21 protein-coding genes are annotated in these 17,313 nt (G+C 59.0%); 16 read left to right on the top strand and 5 right to left on the bottom strand.

Annotated features, from left to right (window positions below; all coding sequences use genetic code 11):
• The 15 genes from BLV09_RS16025 to BLV09_RS15955 all read left to right on the top strand — a co-directional run bounded on the left by BLV09_RS16025 (window position 1) and on the right by BLV09_RS15955 (window position 12,765).
• Window positions 1–1,041, top strand: coding sequence for a branched-chain amino acid ABC transporter permease (locus BLV09_RS16025; protein WP_146688026.1), 1,041 nt, complete (start codon window positions 1–3; stop codon window positions 1,039–1,041).
• Window positions 1,038–1,796: an ABC transporter ATP-binding protein gene (locus BLV09_RS16020; protein ID WP_146688025.1), complete on the top strand. Its 759-nt coding sequence runs from the start codon at window positions 1,038–1,040 to the stop codon at window positions 1,794–1,796. Before BLV09_RS16025 ends, BLV09_RS16020 begins: the two co-directional genes overlap by 4 nt.
• Window positions 1,789–2,538, top strand: coding sequence for an ABC transporter ATP-binding protein (locus BLV09_RS16015; RefSeq protein ID WP_146688024.1), 750 nt, complete (start codon window positions 1,789–1,791; stop codon window positions 2,536–2,538). Before BLV09_RS16020 ends, BLV09_RS16015 begins: the two co-directional genes overlap by 8 nt.
• A gap of 126 nt (window positions 2,539–2,664) precedes the next feature.
• Window positions 2,665–3,048 carry a cupin domain-containing protein gene (locus tag BLV09_RS16010; RefSeq protein ID WP_100383445.1) on the top strand — a complete coding sequence of 128 codons (384 nt, stop codon included), beginning with the start codon at window positions 2,665–2,667 and terminating at the stop codon, window positions 3,046–3,048.
• Between the two features lie 289 nt (window positions 3,049–3,337).
• Entirely contained in the window at window positions 3,338–4,306 is a 969-nt protein-coding gene (trbB, locus tag BLV09_RS16005; RefSeq protein ID WP_146688023.1) for a P-type conjugative transfer ATPase TrbB, read from the top strand.
• Window positions 4,303–4,629: a TrbC/VirB2 family protein gene (locus tag BLV09_RS16000; RefSeq protein WP_244549112.1), complete on the top strand. Its 327-nt coding sequence runs from the start codon at window positions 4,303–4,305 to the stop codon at window positions 4,627–4,629. The genes trbB and BLV09_RS16000 overlap by 4 nt, the downstream gene beginning before the upstream one ends.
• Window positions 4,629–4,892 carry a VirB3 family type IV secretion system protein gene (locus BLV09_RS15995; RefSeq protein WP_146688022.1) on the top strand — a complete coding sequence of 88 codons (264 nt, stop codon included), beginning with the start codon at window positions 4,629–4,631 and terminating at the stop codon, window positions 4,890–4,892. Before BLV09_RS16000 ends, BLV09_RS15995 begins: the two co-directional genes overlap by 1 nt.
• An 8-nt stretch (window positions 4,893–4,900) precedes the next feature.
• The gene (gene trbE / locus BLV09_RS15990; protein ID WP_146688021.1) at window positions 4,901–7,342 is read left to right on the top strand and encodes a conjugal transfer protein TrbE; all 2,442 of its coding nucleotides are present in this window, start codon (window positions 4,901–4,903) and stop codon (window positions 7,340–7,342) included.
• Window positions 7,339–8,073 carry a P-type conjugative transfer protein TrbJ gene (gene trbJ / locus BLV09_RS15985; protein ID WP_146688020.1) on the top strand — a complete coding sequence of 245 codons (735 nt, stop codon included), beginning with the start codon at window positions 7,339–7,341 and terminating at the stop codon, window positions 8,071–8,073. Before trbE ends, trbJ begins: the two co-directional genes overlap by 4 nt.
• Window positions 8,073–8,447 (top strand): putative entry exclusion protein TrbK-alt, encoded by a 375-nt coding sequence (trbK-alt, locus tag BLV09_RS15980; RefSeq protein WP_146688019.1) that lies wholly within the window; start codon window positions 8,073–8,075, stop codon window positions 8,445–8,447. The genes trbJ and trbK-alt overlap by 1 nt, the downstream gene beginning before the upstream one ends.
• 3 nt (window positions 8,448–8,450) lie before the next feature.
• Window positions 8,451–9,656: a P-type conjugative transfer protein TrbL gene (gene trbL, locus BLV09_RS15975; RefSeq protein WP_146688018.1), complete on the top strand. Its 1,206-nt coding sequence runs from the start codon at window positions 8,451–8,453 to the stop codon at window positions 9,654–9,656.
• Entirely contained in the window at window positions 9,656–10,336 is a 681-nt protein-coding gene (gene trbF, locus BLV09_RS15970; protein ID WP_146688017.1) for a conjugal transfer protein TrbF, read from the top strand. Before trbL ends, trbF begins: the two co-directional genes overlap by 1 nt.
• Window positions 10,337–10,386: 50 nt before the next feature.
• The gene (gene trbG / locus BLV09_RS15965; RefSeq protein WP_433994399.1) at window positions 10,387–11,319 is read left to right on the top strand and encodes a P-type conjugative transfer protein TrbG; all 933 of its coding nucleotides are present in this window, start codon (window positions 10,387–10,389) and stop codon (window positions 11,317–11,319) included.
• Window positions 11,316–12,518, top strand: coding sequence for a TrbI/VirB10 family protein (locus BLV09_RS15960; RefSeq protein WP_146688016.1), 1,203 nt, complete (start codon window positions 11,316–11,318; stop codon window positions 12,516–12,518). The genes trbG and BLV09_RS15960 overlap by 4 nt, the downstream gene beginning before the upstream one ends.
• A 10-nt stretch (window positions 12,519–12,528) precedes the next feature.
• Window positions 12,529–12,765: a DUF2274 domain-containing protein gene (locus BLV09_RS15955; protein WP_146688015.1), complete on the top strand. Its 237-nt coding sequence runs from the start codon at window positions 12,529–12,531 to the stop codon at window positions 12,763–12,765.
• Here the strand turns inward: BLV09_RS15955 and BLV09_RS15950 are convergent.
• The 4 genes from BLV09_RS15950 to BLV09_RS15935 all read right to left on the bottom strand — a co-directional run bounded on the left by BLV09_RS15950 (window position 12,744) and on the right by BLV09_RS15935 (window position 15,852).
• Window positions 12,744–13,736 carry a LysR family transcriptional regulator gene (locus BLV09_RS15950; RefSeq protein WP_244549111.1) on the bottom strand — a complete coding sequence of 331 codons (993 nt, stop codon included), beginning with the start codon at window positions 13,734–13,736 and terminating at the stop codon, window positions 12,744–12,746. The two genes, BLV09_RS15955 and BLV09_RS15950, sit on opposite strands and share 22 nt — an antisense overlap.
• A gap of 101 nt (window positions 13,737–13,837) precedes the next feature.
• Window positions 13,838–14,470 carry an acyl-homoserine-lactone synthase gene (locus BLV09_RS15945; RefSeq protein WP_146688014.1) on the bottom strand — a complete coding sequence of 211 codons (633 nt, stop codon included), beginning with the start codon at window positions 14,468–14,470 and terminating at the stop codon, window positions 13,838–13,840.
• Between the two features lie 93 nt (window positions 14,471–14,563).
• Complete coding sequence (locus BLV09_RS15940) at window positions 14,564–15,289, bottom strand: helix-turn-helix transcriptional regulator (RefSeq protein WP_146688013.1); 726 nt, start codon at window positions 15,287–15,289, stop codon at window positions 14,564–14,566.
• Between the two features lie 17 nt (window positions 15,290–15,306).
• On the bottom strand, window positions 15,307–15,852 hold the full coding sequence (locus BLV09_RS15935; protein ID WP_167558753.1) for a thiamine pyrophosphate-dependent enzyme: 546 nt from the start codon (window positions 15,850–15,852) through the stop codon (window positions 15,307–15,309).
• Here BLV09_RS15935 and BLV09_RS37290 point away from each other — a divergent pair.
• Window positions 15,842–16,147: a hypothetical protein gene (locus BLV09_RS37290; protein ID WP_167558752.1), complete on the top strand. Its 306-nt coding sequence runs from the start codon at window positions 15,842–15,844 to the stop codon at window positions 16,145–16,147. The two genes, BLV09_RS15935 and BLV09_RS37290, sit on opposite strands and share 11 nt — an antisense overlap.
• A gap of 383 nt (window positions 16,148–16,530) precedes the next feature.
• Here BLV09_RS37290 and BLV09_RS15930 read toward each other — a convergent pair whose 3' ends face one another.
• Window positions 16,531–17,157 carry an Lrp/AsnC family transcriptional regulator gene (locus tag BLV09_RS15930; protein WP_146688011.1) on the bottom strand — a complete coding sequence of 209 codons (627 nt, stop codon included), beginning with the start codon at window positions 17,155–17,157 and terminating at the stop codon, window positions 16,531–16,533.
• Window positions 17,158–17,313: the final 156 nt, after the last annotated feature.

Below are 17,313 nucleotides of genomic sequence, written 5' to 3'. Positions count from 1 at the left end.
ATGGACCCCCGCCAAGAGCAGGCCGCAACTTTTCTGGTACGATCACATGCGTTTAAAATCTGGGAGCTGCTCCCTTGGCTGGCCTGTGCCGCTGTATGGCTGATATTTCCAACCTATCTGCCGTTTGCATCTCAGATCATCGTGATGATCCTGTTCACCCTGTCCTATGACATCGTCGTGGGATATGCCGGCATCGTCATTCTGGGCCATACCGCGTTTTTCGGCGCGGGCGCCTACGCAGCAGGCCTGCTTGCTGCGGGTGGATGGTCGGAGCCGATCACGGGCTTGCTCTGCGCCGGACTCGCCGCCGGCGCGATTGGCCTGGTGTCAGGAGCCGTTATTCTGCGTACACGCGGCCTGACGCTCTTGATGCTCGGTCTTGCCCTGACCTTGCTGTTCGGCGAATTGGCCAATCGGTTTGCGGGCATCACCGGCGGACATGACGGCCTGCAAGGCATCGAGATTTCGCCGATCTTCGGCCATTTCGAATTCGACCTGTTTGGGCGCGTTGCCTTTCTCTATTGCGTCGTCGTGCTGTTCGTCTCATGGATATTCGTCCGAACGCTGGTCAACTCGCCGTTCGGCCGGTCGTTGGTCGGCATCCGTTTGAACCCCGTCCGCATGCAGGCGATCGGCGTGCCCGTGATGAAGCGCAAGCTGATCGCGTTCACAATCAGCGCCGCGTTGGCTGGCGTTGCGGGCGGTCTTTCCGCCCAGATTGCTCAATTCGTCTCGCTGTCAGTGTTTGGATTGGAGATGGCGGGCGCAGTCTTGATCATGCTTGTCGTCGGCGGGCGCGGCCGTCTGTACGGGGCATTCGTAGGGGCCGCGTCCTATATGATTCTCCAGGATGAGTTGGCAAAGGATGATCCTGTCTCCTGGCTTTTCTGGATCGGCCTGATCCTGATCGCGATCGTGCTGTTTGCGCCCGGCGGCCTGATCGGTCTGATCGAAAGGGTCGCTAGATTTGGTCGTGTAAGGCCGGATCTGGGCCGTCAGAAGCAGTCATCGGGCAGATTCGAATGCGGGACAGGACAATGATCCGAGCATCCGCGCTGCGCACCCGACAGCTCACCAAAATCTTCAACGGCACCACGGTCGTTTCCGATGTCGACTTCGAAATGAAGGTCGGTTCGCGCCAGGCCCTGATCGGCCCTAACGGAGCGGGCAAGACGACATTCATCAATCTTCTGACCGGGAATCTGCCGCCAACAAAGGGAGCTGTTTGGGTCAACGAGCGTGACGTGACACAGTTGCCGGCCCACCGCAGGGTGAAAGCGGGGCTCGCAAGAACTTTCCAGATCAATTCATTACTTCGCGAGCTGAGCGTCATCGAGCATGTTCAACTTGCTGTCGCCGAGCGTGTGGGCGGCGGTAGCAGGATGATCGGCGGTAGGGCGCTCAAGCGTCAGACCGCGGAGGCGGCCTACGACATCCTGGAAAGCCTCAAGCTCGAGAGCACTGCGATATCGTCCATTGCGGAGCTGTCCTACGGTCGGCAGCGGCTCGTCGAGATAGCCATCGCGCTGGCGCTGCGGCCGTCCGTCCTGTTGCTGGACGAGCCGGCAGCGGGCGTTCACCCGGCGGATTCGCACGCGGTGTTCGAACTGATCGAGCGGTTGCCGTCTGACGTGTCTGTCCTGTTCATCGAGCATGACATGAAGCTGGTTGCGCGCTTCGCGCAGCGGATCAGCGTGCTTGTCGCGGGACAGATCGTGGTCGAGGGCTCTCCTCAAGAGATTGCATCGAACAGCTTTGTTCGCGACATTTATCTGGGGCATCGTCATCATGGGTGATACGAGAGATGGAAGCGGTGGGACGGCTCTTGCCTGCGAACGGGTCAGCGCCGGGTGGGGCGCGACCCAAGTCGTCACGGACGTCTCGTTCGAGCTGCCAGGGGGAGAGACGCTGGCGGTGCTCGGGCGTAATGGCGTCGGAAAAACGACGCTGGTCTCGACAATTGCCGGGCGCGCTGACATCAAAGGCGGCGTCATCAGGCTCGCGGGCGAGCCGATTCAGGACCTTCCGCGATTTACACGTGCGGCCCGCGGTCTCGGCTTCGTCCCTCAGGAGCGAGAGATATTTCCCTCGTTGAGCGTCGAGGAAAACCTCGCGGTGGCTGCGCGGGGCCGGGGCCGTGGTGTGGACGAATGGACCTTGACGAGGGTCTTCGATCTGTTTCCGCGCTTACTGGAACGGCGCAACATTGGTGGCACCAAGCTGTCCGGCGGCGAGCAGCAGATGCTGTGCATCGGCCGTGCATTGATGGGTAATCCTTCCATTCTCTTGATGGATGAGCCGATGGAAGGACTTGCGCCAGTGATCGTGGATCTCATTGTCGACGCAATGAAGCGCATTCGCGCTGAATCCGGCGTCGCAATCTTGCTGGTCGAGCAGCATGTCGATATCGCGCTCGAATTCACCAGTCGGCTTTTGGTCATGGATCGCGGCGCCGTTATCTTCGATGCGGCCGACGGCACGCGTCCGATCGATCAGCGGTTTATCGAGAGCTTGGTCGGCGTCGATGCCCTCGTGTAGGGTCTTCACGGTTGAGCTGGTCGAATTATCAAGCCTTCGATTTGAACCACACGAGTTAATCTTCAATGAGCCCTCGGGCCACTCACTCTTTCCGGACAAACCACTCACCATATCGAAAGGTCTACGATGAACGTTCTCGATCATAACGCCAAGGCGGACGAGAAGTGGCGCGACGGCGTCATGACGCAGATGCGGATGTCGATCATGCTCGGCGGACGTCAGCTATGCATCTTCGAGCAGTTTTGTGACGAGGGCCTCGGTGCACCAATTCATATTCACGCGGTCGAGGAAGTGCTGGAAGTCATCAATGGCAGAGCCGAGATCGTTCTCGGCAACGAGTCCGCTATCGTCACCAGGAACCAGTCCGTACTGATTCCCGCGGGGATGAAACACGGCTTTCGAAATCTGGATAAGACGCTTCTCCATGTGCGGGCGACGCTCGCGGCGCCGATCTTCGAGGCGTCCTACGAGAACAGGGCCGAAATATCGCGCCGCTGGAGCCCGGCCTAGTCAAGAGCGAGCCGTCATTGGAGACCGAGATTCTTTAGCACGCAGAGTTCGTCAATCGTGTTCAGGGCTTCCGCTTATGGCACATTCGGAAGTGGCCCGACGGACTGATGATGTCCGTTCGCGGGACAAAAGCGGAAGTATCTACGGGCCAGTAGACAACTCTCGATCGCTTCTTTTCCTACGCCAGGCTACGAACCCGCCAGTGCTCTCGTTGCACAAATCCATTTCCTGCCTTTTCTAATCATCCCATCTGAGGCCGCTTGAAGCGGCCTCAACTGTTGGGGCGGTGATGGCAATCTATCCTACAGGGTCGGGGGCGATCTCGCGCGGCGTACGGATGCTTCGCACAGCGCTAGGCCCCGTGATCGCGAGCTTTCTGGACGATCCCGCGATCGTTGAGGTGATGCTCAACCCGGACGGCCGATTGTGGATCGATCGGCTGTCGAGCGGTTTGGCGGACACCGGCGAACGCCTCTCCGCCACCGACGGGGAACGTATCGTCCGATTGGTTGCCCACCACGTGAGCGCTGAGGTTCATGCTGGCGCGCCGCTTATCTCGGCCGAGTTACCCGAGACGGGCGAGCGCTTCGAAGGATTGTTGCCTCCGGTGGTTGCTGCTCCAGCGTTCGCGATTCGTAAGCCGGCGGTCGCCGTGTTCACCCTGAATGAGTATGTCGCCGCCGGCATCATGAACTCGTTCCAGGCCGGTGCTCTCAAAGGTGCAGTCGAGGCTCGCAAGAACATCCTGGTCGCCGGTGGCACCTCTAGCGGCAAGACCACGCTCACAAACGCACTGCTGGCGGAAGTCGCCAAGACCTCGGATCGAGTTGTTCTGATCGAAGATACGCGCGAATTGCAGTGCAGGGCACCGAATCTTGTCGCGCTACGAACCAAGGACGGCGTGATCTCGCTGTCTGACCTTGTGCGTTCCTCACTCCGTCTGCGGCCCGATCGTATCCCGATCGGAGAGGTCCGTGGCGCCGAAGCGCTCGACCTGCTCAAGGCCTGGGGCACAGGCCATCCAGGTGGAATAGGCACCATCCACGCGGGCACCGCTCTCGGTGCTCTGCGCCGGCTCGAACAACTTATCCAGGAAGCCGTCGTCACAGTCCCGCGCGCCTTGATCGCGGAGACCATCAACGTCATCGCCGTCCTTTCCGGCCGCGGTGCCGATCGGCGGCTAGTCGAACTCGCGGATGTCACAGGGCTCGCAAAGTCCGGTGACTACAGCCTTGCAGCAATAGGAGACCAGTCATGATGTTTGCTTCTTCGTTTGAGCGAAGGGTCGTCTCTTCAAGTGTGTTCGTGGCCACCTTTTTTGTCGTTAGTCCGGTTTTGGCTGCTGGCTCCAACATGCCGTGGGAGCAACCGCTCAACCAGATCCTGCAATCGGTCGAAGGCCCTGTCGCGAAAATCATCGCCGTGATCATCATCATCGTGACCGGGTTATCCCTCGCGTTTGGTGATACCTCAGGTGGCTTCCGCAGGCTGATCCAGATCGTGTTCGGTTTGTCGATCGCGTTCGCCGCGTCCAGCTTCTTTCTGTCGTTCTTCTCGTTCGGCGGGGGAGTGGTGATCTGATGGAACCACAGATCCCAGGCTTCGTCACGCCCGTGCATCGCGCGCTGACTGAACCAATCCTGATGGGCGGTGCGCCGCGCTCCATCGCTATCGTCAACGGCACGCTTGCCGCGGCGCTCGGTATTGGTCTGCGGCTTTGGGTTGCTGGCCTTGTGCTTTGGTTCGTCGGCCATATGGCCGCTGTCTGGGCCGTCAAGCGCGACCCCGACTTCGTCGAGGTCGTCCGCCGACACTTGCGTATCCCCAGCCATCTCAATTCGTGAGTTCTCCAATGATGAACCTAGCTGAGTATCGCCATTCGAATGCGCGCTTAGCGGACTTTCTACCGTGGGCGGCTCTTGTCGATGAGGGGATCATCCTGAACAAGGATGGCTCGTTTCAACGGACTGCGAAGTTCCGGGGGCCGGATCTTGATAGCGCCGTGCCGGCCGAACTCGTCGCCATTGCCGGTCGTCTGAACAACGCACTCCGCCGTCTCGAATCTGGCTGGGCGATCTTTGTCGAAGCCCAGCGCCATTCAACCGGAGCTTATCCGCCTAACACGTTTCCGGATGCGGCATCCGCCTTGGTCGATGCCGAGCGGAGGGCACAGTTCGAAGAAGCCGGCGCACATTACGAGTCGAGCTATTTCCTCACGTTTCTGTATCTCCCGCCGGCTGAGGGCACGGCGAAAGCCGAACGGCTGCTTTATGAAGGCAGCAACCGCACCGTCGATGCCGATGCGCGTGAGCTCCTCCGCGGCTTTCTCGACCGGACCAATCGCGTTCTGCAGCTCGTGGAAGGCTTCATGCCCGAATGCGCTTGGCTCGATGACCAGGAAACCCTGACTTACCTGCATTCGACGGTCTCGACCAAACGGCATCGCGTCAGGGTACCCGAGATCCCGATGTATCTTGACGCGCTGCTCGCCGATCAACCGATGACGGGTGGGCTCGAGCCGATGCTGGGCGAGGCGCACCTGCGGGTCTTGACGGTCGTGGGATTTCCGACGGCAACCACGCCTGGCATTCTCGACGACCTGAACCGCCTCGCGTTCGCCTATCGCTGGTCGACCCGGGCGATCATGCTCGACAAGAGCGACGCAACAAAACTCCTGACGAGGATCAGGCGGCAATGGTTCGCCAAACGCAAGTCGGTGGCTGCGATCCTCAAGGAGGTCATGACGAATGAGGCCTCGGCGCTACTCGATACCGATGCCCACAACAAGGCCATGGACGCAGACGCCGCCTTGCAGGAATTGGGCTCTGACCAGATTGGAGAGGCCTTCGTCACGGCTACCGTCACGGTATGGGACAGTGACCCCGCTGCCGCAGATGAAAAACTCCGCCTCGTCGAAAAGGTGATCCAGGGCCGGGATTTCACCTGCATGATCGAGACCGTGAATGCGATCGAGGCCTGGCTTGGCAGCCTGCCGGGTCACGTTTATGCCAACGTGCGCCAGCCGCCGATCTCAACGCTCAACTTGGCACACATGATTCCGCTGTCCGCGGTGTGGGCAGGCGAAGCGAGGGACCATCATTTCAAGGCGCCGCCTCTGTTCCTGGCCAAGACGGAGGGATCGACCCCGTTTCGATTTTCACTCCACGTCGGCGATGTTGGACACACGTTGGTGGTCGGACCGACCGGCGCCGGCAAGTCGGTGCTGTTGGCGCTGATGGCGCTTCAGTTTCGCCGATATCCCGAATCTCAAATCTTTGCATTTGACTTCGGTGGCTCGATCCGGGCGGCGGCGATCGCCATGGGCGGCGATTGGCATGATCTCGGTGGCGCGCTCGCGGGAGAGACCTCCGAGTTCGTTTTCCTTCAACCGCTCGCGAAAATCGATGACGTTGCAGAACGCGGCTGGGCAGCCGACTGGATCAGCTCGATCCTGGCTCGCGAACGGATCGAGATCACGCCAGAAGCCAAGGAGCACATTTGGTCGGCGTTGAGTTCCCTGGCCTCCGCTCCGATCGAGCAACGCACCCTGACGGGCCTCTCCGTACTCCTTCAGTCCAACGTTCTGAAGCGGGCCCTGCAGCCCTATTGCCTCGGTGGTCCCTATGATCGTTTGCTCGATGCTGAAAGCGAACGCCTGGGAGAGTCGTCCGTCCAGGTCTTCGAAACTGATGGCCTGATCGGGACCTCAGTCGCGCCGGCCGTTCTTGCCTATCTGTTTCACCGCATCGAAGGTCGCTTTGACGGTCGGCCAACGATGCTCATCATCGATGAGGGGTGGCTGGCCCTCGACGATGCTGACTTCGCTGGACGGCTGCGCGAGTGGTTGAAGACACTCCGTAAGAAGAATGCATCCGTCGTCTTCGCCACCCAATCGCTTGCGGATATCGACGGCTCGGCGATCGCGCCGGCGATCATCGAAAGCTGTCCAACACGAGTGCTGTTGCCTAACGACCGCGCCATCGAGCCCCAGATCATGGCGATCTACCGGCGCTTTGGCCTGAACGATCGCCAGATCGAGATCCTCGCGCGGGCCATGCCGAAGCGCGATTACTACTGCCAGTCACGCCGCGGCAATCGCCTGTTCGAACTCGGTCTTGGCGAGGTCGCACTTGCCTTCACCGCCGCTTCCTCCAAGGCCGACCAGGCGCTGATCGAGCAGGTTCTTGCCGAACATGGCCGCGATAACTTTGTGCCGGGTTGGCTGACGGCGCGCGAAATCGCTTGGGCAACCGATCTCATCCCGCATCTGGCAGAACTGGATGCCTCTCGATGAATCGTCTGCATCGTTTCGCCGCCGCCAGCATGATTACGTTGTCCATCTGCTTCGGTCCCGGACAGGCCTCGGCGCAGTTGGTCGTCTTCGATCCCAACAACTATGCGCAGAACGTGCTGACTGCCGCTCGCGCGCTGCAGCAGGTTAACAATCAGATCGTGTCGTTGCAGAATCAAGCGCAGATGCTGATCAACCAGGCGAAAAATCTGGCGATGCTGCCGTTCTCCTCGCTGCTGCAACTGGAACAATCGATTTTGCGAACGCAGCAACTTCTCGCCCAGGCCCAGCGTATCGCCTATGACATCCAGCAGATCGATCGCGCATTCTCGACGACCTACGCGCCCGCGTCATCGAGCCTGTCAAACCAGGCGCTGATCACGAACGCACAAACACGCTGGCAGAACGCGATGGCCGGTCTGCAGGACGCCATGAGGACGCAGGCAACCGTCGTCGGCAACCTCGATACCAACCGTACCGAGATGTCGGCACTGGTCACCTCGAGCCAGGGGGCGACTGGGGCCCTGCAGGCGAGCCAGGCTGGTAATCAGCTATTGGCCCTTCAAGCCCAGCAACTCGCGGACCTCACTGCAGTGGTCGCGGCCCATGGCCGCGCGCAAAACCTGGAGTCCGCAAAGCGCGCCGCCGCTCAGGACCAGGGCAGGGAGCAATTGCGCCGCTTCTTGACGCAGGGTGCCGGCTATCAACCCACAACCGTACAGATGTTTCACTGATGAACATTAAGACACTCAAACGCCTACCCTCCGTGGCGGCGGTGATGCTGGTCGTCCTGGTAGTTACCGCGTGTGCAATTCGGCTTCGTGGCGACGAAGATCAGATGAATTCTTCGGCGCCCGTTGACCGAGCCGCAGATCCTCTGGCGACGAAGCTCGCGGAGTGCCGCTCCGTGACCTATGAGGAGAAGGACGCTCTGTCCGAGTGTCGAAATGCCTGGGCCGAGAAGCATCGGCAATTCCTCGGGCAGAAGCCATCTGCATCGTCCGAGAAGGGGAATCCCCAAGAGGGCTCTTCGTTGTTCGTGCCGCCAAAGGACGAGGGCCGCCTGTCACCTGGTTACCCTCCAATTCAGCAACCCGGTAAGGAGTGATCGATGGGCGGCACAGGCATAATCGATCAATTCCTCGAAACGTTCACCCGCTACATCGATTCCGGGTTTGGGTTACTCGGAAGTGAAGTCGGATATCTCGCCACCACGCTGGCGGCGATCGACGTCACGTTGGCCGGCCTGTTCTGGTCATGGGGCGCGGACGAGGACATCCTGGCCCGCCTTGTCAAGAAGACTTTGTTTGTCGGTGTCTTCGCTTTCCTGATCGGCAATTGGAACAGCCTTGCCCGGATCATCTTCGAGAGCTTTGCCGGCTTGGGTCTGAAAGCCTCCGGTACCGGCCTTTCGTCGGCTGATTTCCTGAGACCCGGAAAGATCGCGCAGGTAGGGCTTGATGCCGGACGGCCCATTCTCGATTCGATCTCGGGCTTGATGGGCTATGTCAGCTTCTTCGAGAATTTCGTCCAGATCGCGGTTCTTCTGTTCGCTTGGATCGTGGTGCTGCTCGCCTTCTTTATTCTGGCAATCCAGCTCTTCATCACGCTGATCGAGTTCAAGCTGACAACACTTGCCGGCTTTGTGCTGATCCCGTTCGGTTTGTTCGGCAAGACCGCATTCGCGGCCGAGCGGGTTCTGGGTAACGTGATCTCATCAGGCGTCAAAGTGCTTGTGCTGGCTGTCATCGTCGGCATCGGCTCAACGCTGTTTGCACAGTTCACGGCGGGCTTTGGCGGCAACCAGCCAACCATCGATAATGCCATGGCGCTCGTACTTGGGGCACTTTCGCTCCTCGGTCTCGGCATCTTCGGGCCCGGCATCGCCAACGGTCTCGTCTCTGGCGGACCGCAGCTTGGCGCCGGAGCTGCCGTCGGCACCGGCTTGGCGGCTGGCGGCGCCATCGTGGCCGGCGCCGGTCTCGCAGCCGGAGGCGCCGGTTTGGCAGGTGGCGCACTTGTGGGCGGCGCGCGTGGTGCAGCCGCAATGGCAGGTGGAACAGCAAGTGCTTACCGAGCTGGAGGATTGAGCGGCGTCGCGACAGCAGGTGGCTCGGCGATCGTCAGTCCGCTGCGGCGCATGGCTGCCGGTTTCGGTGGTGGTTCGTCAACGGCGGACGCACCACCGGCTTGGGCGCGCCGCATGAAGCGCGCGCAGACCGTGACTCAAGGTGTATCCGCTGCCACCCATGCGGTTCGCAGCGGTGACGGTGCCGGGGGCGGATCCTCCGTTGATCTTTCCGAGGGAGGACACTGATGTTTAAGCGACCATCCGTGCACTATGGCCGTACGCCGGATCCGGTGACGCCCTACCAGAAAGCGGCTCAGATCTGGGACGAGCGTATCGGTTCGGCCCGGGTCCAAGCCAGGAGCTGGCGGTTGATGGCGTTCGGATGCCTGTTGTTGTCCGGAGGGCTTGCCGCAAGCCTCGTTTGGCAGTCCACTCGGGGTACCATCACCCCGTGGGTGGTGGAAGTGGATCATCTCGGTCAGGCCCAGGCAGTCGCGCCGGCGAGTGCTTTCTATCAGCCGACCGATCCGCAGATTGCGTTTCATCTCGCGCGATTTATCGAGGACGTACGGGCCCTCCCGACCGACGCTATCGTGCTGCGTCAGAACTGGCTGCGCGCCTATGACTTTACGACCGATCGTGGTGCCGCGGCACTGAACGATTATGCCCGTAACAACGACCCTTTCGCCAAGCTCGGCAACACGCAAATCTCTATCGACGTCTCGAGCGTCATCCGTGCGTCGCCGGAGAGCTTTCGAGTTGCGTGGACCGAGCGACGCTACGACAGCGGCCAGCTCGCGGCGACCGAGCGCTGGACCGCGATCCTTTCTGTCGTGATCGAAACCCCGCGTGATGCCGACCGCCTGCGCAAGAACCCGCTCGGCGTCTATGTCCATTCCATCAACTGGTCGAAGGAGCTCGGCTAGTGATAAATCCCCTACCGAGATTCGCGAGTCCAAAATGGAACGGGACGCCTGTGCGTCTCGTCTTACTTTTTGCGCTCTCGCTCTCTGGCTGTACGACCTTCAAGCCACCGCAGATCAGTTATGATGACGATGTGCCGCCGTCTCCTGATCTACCGATGCTAGCGGACGACGATGCACCTCCGCTTCATGTCCCGCCATCCTGGACGCCGGCCAGCGGCGGCAAGAAGGGTGAAGTGGAGGCTAAGGACCCGACCGATCGCATCGAGATTGCCAACGATGTAGCGCGGGTCCAGCCTCGGCGCGCAGGGTATTTAAACGCCGTCCAGATCTTTCCGTACAGTCCCGGTGCTCTGTATCAGATCTACGCTTCACCGGGGCAGATCACGGATATCGCGCTCGAGCCAGGCGAACAGCTAACAGGCTCGGGGCCGCTCGCTGCCGGCGATACCGTGCGCTGGATCGTGGGGGACACCGAGAGCGGCAACGACAATACCAGGCGCGTCCACATCATGGTGAAGCCAACGCAGCCTGGCATCGAGACGAATCTTGTTATCAACACTGATCGCAGGACCTATCTGATCGAGCTGCGCTCCCGTGAAAAGCCATACATGCCGTCAGTTGCCTGGTTCTATCCGGAAGATCGATCCAGCCGCTCTAGGGCTTTGCCGCCGATCCCAATCATCCCGGAAGTGGATCAGCGCCGCTACCGTTATGCCATCGAGGGCGACAGCCCACCGTGGCGACCGGTCAACGCCTACGATGATGGCCGCAAGGTTTATATCGAGTTCTCGCCCGGCATCGCGCAAGGCGAAATGCCGCCGCTGTTCGTCGTCGGTCAGGACGGCAAGCCTGAACTCGTCAACTATCGCGCCTACAAAAACGTACTCATCGTCGATCGTCTGTTTGCCGCGGCCGAACTGCGCCTCGGCGGAGAGAAGCAGCAGAAAGTCCGAATTGTAAGAAACGACGGGAGACGATCGTGACGGGCAACGGTCCAAACGAGAGCCTCGGTCCCGCATCGGGACCGCCACCATCACCCGACGAGAGCGCGCAGACCCTGCGTCTGCGCGCAGAACGCCCAAGGATCACAAGGCTCTCTCGCAAAGTCCTTGCGGGTGGCACCGCATTGGCTTTGCTGCTCATTTCTGGCGCAGTGCTGTGGGCGCTGAGGAGCAACCACTCGCACAATCCGGCGCCGGACGAGCTTTACAGTACGGATCATCACAACGTTGCAGATGGCCTGACAAGGCTGCCGCAGGATTATGCCGGGATTCCCCACGACGTCCCCCGGCTTGGGCCAGCATTGCCTGGGGACCTGGGGCGTCCCATCGTTACGGCCGAGGGCCAATCAGCCCCGATTGGCCTTGACGCCGAACAACAGCGTGTCAATCAGGAAACCGAGGCGGCGCGCACGAGCAAAGTATTTGCGTCGACCACTGCGCCAGTTGCGCCACCGCATGCCGCATCCCAGGAAACGGCGACCAAAACTGCGCCATCGTCTGATGAAACCTTCACTCAGAACGGGCAGGATAGCAAACTCCTCTTCGTCAAGGCGCCGGTTGATCGGCGGACGACGGCACCCGATCGGCTCTCACGGCCCGCGTCGCCCTTTGTCGTGCAGGCGGGAACGATCATTCCGGCAGCTCTGATCACCGGCATCCGCTCGGATCTTCCAGGGCAAATCACAGCGCAGGTTACCGAAAATGTTTATGACACGCCTACCGGACGAGCGCGATTGATACCGCAGGGAACCCGATTGATCGGCGTCTATGACAGCCAGGTTGCGTTCGGACAGTCACGCGTGCTGCTGGTCTGGACCCGTCTGATCATGCCTAACGGTCATTCAATTGTACTGGAGCGTCAACCGGGTGCTGATACGGCGGGCTATTCCGGACTCGAGGATGCTGTCGACAATCACTGGGGCGCTTTGTTCAAGGCTGCTCTGCTCTCGACCTTGCTCGGGGTTGGAAGCGAGCTCGGCGCCGGATCTGATAGCGGAACCGGCAACAATGGCGGTCTCATTCAGGCGCTTCGGCTAGGAGCCAGCGATAGTCTAAATCAGACTGGGCAAAAAATCGTTCAGCGCAATCTCAACATTCAACCGACTCTGACGATCAGGCCTGGTTTCCCGGTGCGTGTGATTGTCAACCGTGACCTCGTACTTGAGCCCTACAAAGGGTGAGGACATAAACATGACAAAGCTCAAGCTCGGCGCAATAGCTGACGACAAGCCAGTGAGGCTGACGGTCGAATTTCCCGCACCCGTGCATCGGGATCTGCTCGCATACGCCGAGGTACTTGCGCGCGAAACTGCACAGCCAATCCCAGATCCGCTGAAACTGGTCGCGCCCATGCTGGCGAGGTTCATGGCGACGGACCGTGCTTTTGCAAAAGTGCGGCGCAGGAATCAAACGGCAGGTGAGGGATAGCGCTCCCCCAGCATCTTCAGAAAGCTTGCCAGTGCTGGATTGTCATTATCAGTCCTCCAATGCGCCGAGTAGCGGACGCAGCTTGGCCCTGTGCCGTCGCGTAGCTCTCGATAGATCAGACCAGAGAGGTTGGCGCCAACATCAGATTCCGTCACTAGGCTGACGCCGAATCCGGCTCCAACGAGGCTATTAACATTCCCCCAGCTCGCGGTTTGGCAGACCGCTTTGGGCCGATGTTCCGGTGAGGTGAGCTTGGTTAGGAGCAGTTCTTGGATCTCGGGCCCGGGATCGTGCCGGCTAACTAAAAGCGTCTCTCCCTTCAGATCAGTCCAAAAGATGGTCTCGCTTTCAGCGAGCCGATGGCCTTCTGGCAGTGCGAGAAGAACGCGCTCGTTCCATAGCGGAATCATCTTACTGCCGATCAGCGGAGTTCCTCCGGTGACGATCGCGAGGTCTATCGCACCATTGCGCAGGGCCGTAGCGAGACGCGTCCGCGATCTTTCCATCATGCCGACCTCGATTTGTGGAAATCGCTTTGCATAATCAACGAGCGTTGCGCGTAAATTGCCGGCCGAAAGGGATGTATAGAAGCCGATCGCCACGCGGCCGGCTTCGCCCCGACCGGTGCTATGCGCGCTCGCCAATAGTGTGTCCATTTGCTCTAGAATAGCACGCGCCGTACGAAGAAAGTCCCGACCCGCTTGTGTGGCCCGTGCACCACCACTCGATCGATCGAATATGATCATCCCGATGCGTTCTTCAAGCTGACGAACGCAACGGCTTAGCTTCGATTGCCGAATCAGAAGCGCTTCGGCCGCTCGCCGGAAACTTCCGTAATCCGCGGCCGCTACGGCATATCGGAGATGCACCAGATCCACAGCCGCTGTTAGGTTATGAAGGGGCGCATTTGTCGGTTTGGAGCCGTGATCCATGTGCTTCACCACTTTCTTCCTCAAGTCCAGGATTGCCACTCAAATTGAGTTGCTGTCACCAAGCAGGCGGTGGCGGCGAAAGGGCCGCTCCCCCGCTGGGAGTAGTCCTGTCTGACGGCCTTGATTGTCCTTAGCTTCGTCTACGCTACGGCAAGCCCGACTGGCGCCCAGAGCACTGGGCCCTGAAGACCACCAGCTCCACGGACACGCGCTAAACTGTCAATTGAAACCTCAAGATATCCCGCGACCGCAAGGGTGCTACCCAGCGCGCGAGGTTTGCCAATTCGCCGCAATGGCCAACCCGCTCGCCGCAAGATCCGCTCCATCCGCGCATCGGTGACGGTCACAATTTCGGTGAGCTGTCGCGACAGGCCGAACTCGATCATGCCTGCAAAGAGCTCATATGTTGCGCTGGCGAGGCCATGTTGAGCCTTTGGTGCATCTCCGTGAATATCGAGCGCAAAGCGACTGCTTTCCCAAACGGTCGAACTGGCTGGCGTAGCGCCTCCGTTCAACAGAACAGGAAAAGTGTCGCGCAGCATGGTAGGACCAGTGGATGGAAGCAGGCGTACGCAGCCTTGGATGCGACCATTGTTTGCTCGCTGCAGCAGATAGGCCGGATGAAGGGCATCGAATTCGTCGATCTCCAGTTCGCCGCTGACCTGAACGTCCCACGCGAGCCTTTCTTTGAACACGCGCTGTCGCAGGCGGTGCATCTCCGCGATTTCGTCGATAAAGTCGCCGTAGTAGTCAGCAGTAATCAGCTGCATCATGATGGCCTCCTGGATTGCTGGACATTCAGCATTAGAGGCCAAACAGATCGAGATGCACCTCCCGTTGTTGCAGGAGATGACAAAGCGCGGCGGCTATCGAAGGGTTGATTTGGATTCCATCAGGCGTGCCACCGCTTGAACAGTCGTGCGTACCCCGAGTTTAGTCTTCACGTTCTCAAGGTAAGTGGCGACCGTATGCCGCGAAATGCCGAGAATGCGTCCTATCTCCCAAGTTGATTTACCTTGCGCGGCCCACTCAAGGCATTCGAATTCGCGAGCGGATAATGAAACGCCGTTGATTACCCTCAGATGGCTGATCTTGCGTCTCGCGTGAGCGTGAAAATATATGGCCATCAGCTGGAGCACTCGTGAATGCTCAGCAATGGAGCGTTCGAATTGCGGTCGTCGTTCGTCGGCCGCGAAGGTCATTGCGGCAACTGGGCCGCGATTATCGTGAATCGGGACCGTGAAACCGTAGCGTATTCCAAACCTTGCTGCCTCCTCCAACAGCTCCCGTTGCGGTTCGGTTGGCGTGGATGATCCGACTCCGAGACCCCACTCGAATGGTTCAGGGTGACCGATTGCCTGAATTATTATGGGATCAAAGAGCTCATAATGGTGCCGCAAATAGTGCTTCGTCCAGTTCGACGGGTAGGTTGATATCAATTCTACATTGGCGCTCGGCTGACTGGGCACGGATAGATATGCGAAGCACGAGAGGTCGAGAGCTGTGGATGCCTCTGTCATGGCCTCTCGAAGGGCCTCTGCGTCCAACGCGCTCGATAGTTGCTCAACGAAATTCTGAAAGATGCGGTGCATTTGCGTCTTCGGAGCCTTCACAGTCCCAAGATACTGACTTCAAGAACGGCCGGGCCCCTATGCTCGAAGAGCAGAGGCACGGCCGAAGAGAGATCTGAGATTGTGTCGGCCGACCAGTAGGGCAACGAGAATGTCTCGGCGAGCGCGCAGAAATCTACGGCTGGTTTGTCGATTGTCATGCCTACAAATTGCGAGGCCCGGGCTCGCGTAAATCCCAGATACTTCGCTACTCGCATCAAAATATCGTATTTTTGATTGTTGAAGATGATGAATTTGACGTTCGCGCTGGCGTTCACGGCCGACCAGAGTGCCTGAGGCGAATACATCGAGGCGCCATCGCCGACGAAGCAGGCAACCGGCCGATCCGGATCGTGGAGTGCGATGCCCACGGCAGCCGGCATGCCCCAACCCAGACCGCCACCCTTGACGAAGTAATATTCATCGTCTGCCGAAAAGTGCGCGTACGTGCGCACAGCTTCGAAGGTGCTAGACGCCTCGTTGACGAACGTCGACCCAAACCACGACATAGCTTGCATCAACAAGGCCAATGCGTTGGCAAGCAAAGGCGAGTTCAGCGCAGCCCTGGATGAAATTGCGTTCATCCTAGCGCGCGATCCTAACGACTTCGCCGGGCTCGAAAACCGTTGCACATTGCTCGATCGACAAGATCGAGCGATCGAGGCGCTGGTGGCATGTACAAAGGGCGTCAAGCTATATCCGCACGATCTTTGGCTCCGAAGCACCGATGGTGTCGTCAATATGAAGAATGCACGTCTGAATTCGATGTCCTCGAGTTATCAAGTGATCGGCTTTGGACACTTGGACGAATGGTTACTCGCGGTTGCGATGTCGGAGTAGCTGCACCGAATCATATCATGCTGTCATCGAAAGCAAAAAAAGCCTGGCTTTTCAGCCAGGCCCAAGTCTGGGAGAAAACGCAAAGATGACGAACGTGCCGCGAGCCCGCAATCCATCCGCGATCTTTCGCTCCAGAGGTCCCACAAAGTCCCCGGCATATTATATCGAAGATGAGTCTAAAGTGCGCAAAGTCTCCAATTTTATGTCGCTGCAAGTGAGTTAGTGACTTCGATTTGGCCGATCTGCAGACTTGGACATATGCGTTAAAACGCGAGATCTGACCCGTGCCGGTCGTCGAGGCTTCAAAAATTGCATTTTGTGCGTCGCAATGGTTTCGTCGTGTTCGATTGCACAATCGCTTTGACGGCTCCTGAGTTTGACCGTCACGGTCCGGCTGCGCCATGGCTGAGGTGGTGAAGGGCTTCGCTACGCATCTGGCCATCAACACTAGCCTGGACAGAGGAGTCGTACCGACGGTTCGCTGGCCGGTCCATGTGCCGGGCAGAACTGTTACAAACCTTAACTTTGACCGGCTTGTTGGCGTCGATAGGAAGAACGGTTTTATGAGATATCCGCTTCAACGCCAAGTTCGAACGAATGCTCGAAACCCCGGGGATGCGGGAGATCTTGTTGACGATAAGATCTTCAAGATCTTCTATGTCTGAGGCCATTACGCGAAGGAGGTAATCGCTGTCTCCGGTGATCAGATAGCATTCCATTACTTGGCTGAGGCGGTCAATCGAGCGGGTAAAATTCTCAAGCGATTCCTGGACTTGCTTTTCAAGCTTGATCTGGATGAATGCGGTCACACCTATCCCAAGCAGCGCCGCATCCAGTATCGCAATTCGCCGATCGATCACGCCTAGTTTCTCAAGTTTCCTCACTCGAGCAAGGCAGGGTGATGGTGAAAGGTTCACAAGAGCGGCTAACTCGACATTGCTCAAGCTCGCGTTTTGCTGCAGTTCATTCAGAATCTTTATATCGATCCTGTCGAGGGCCGTCGTCGTCATAGCGTTCTCTCCCTGAGCAAACGGTACGTTTATCGAGGCCCGGCCCCGCGCTTTGTGGTGCGCGGTGACATCTCAATGACTTCGACTCTAGAGCCTATCTGGGTTGTGGGATTTCGATAAAATGGCAAGTTATATCTAAAAACTGACAATCGATTG

This window comes from Bradyrhizobium canariense (assembly GCF_900105125.1).
GTDB classification, from domain to species: Bacteria; Pseudomonadota; Alphaproteobacteria; order Rhizobiales; family Xanthobacteraceae; genus Bradyrhizobium; species Bradyrhizobium canariense_A.
This window is presented reverse-complemented; position numbering and strand designations above follow the sequence as displayed.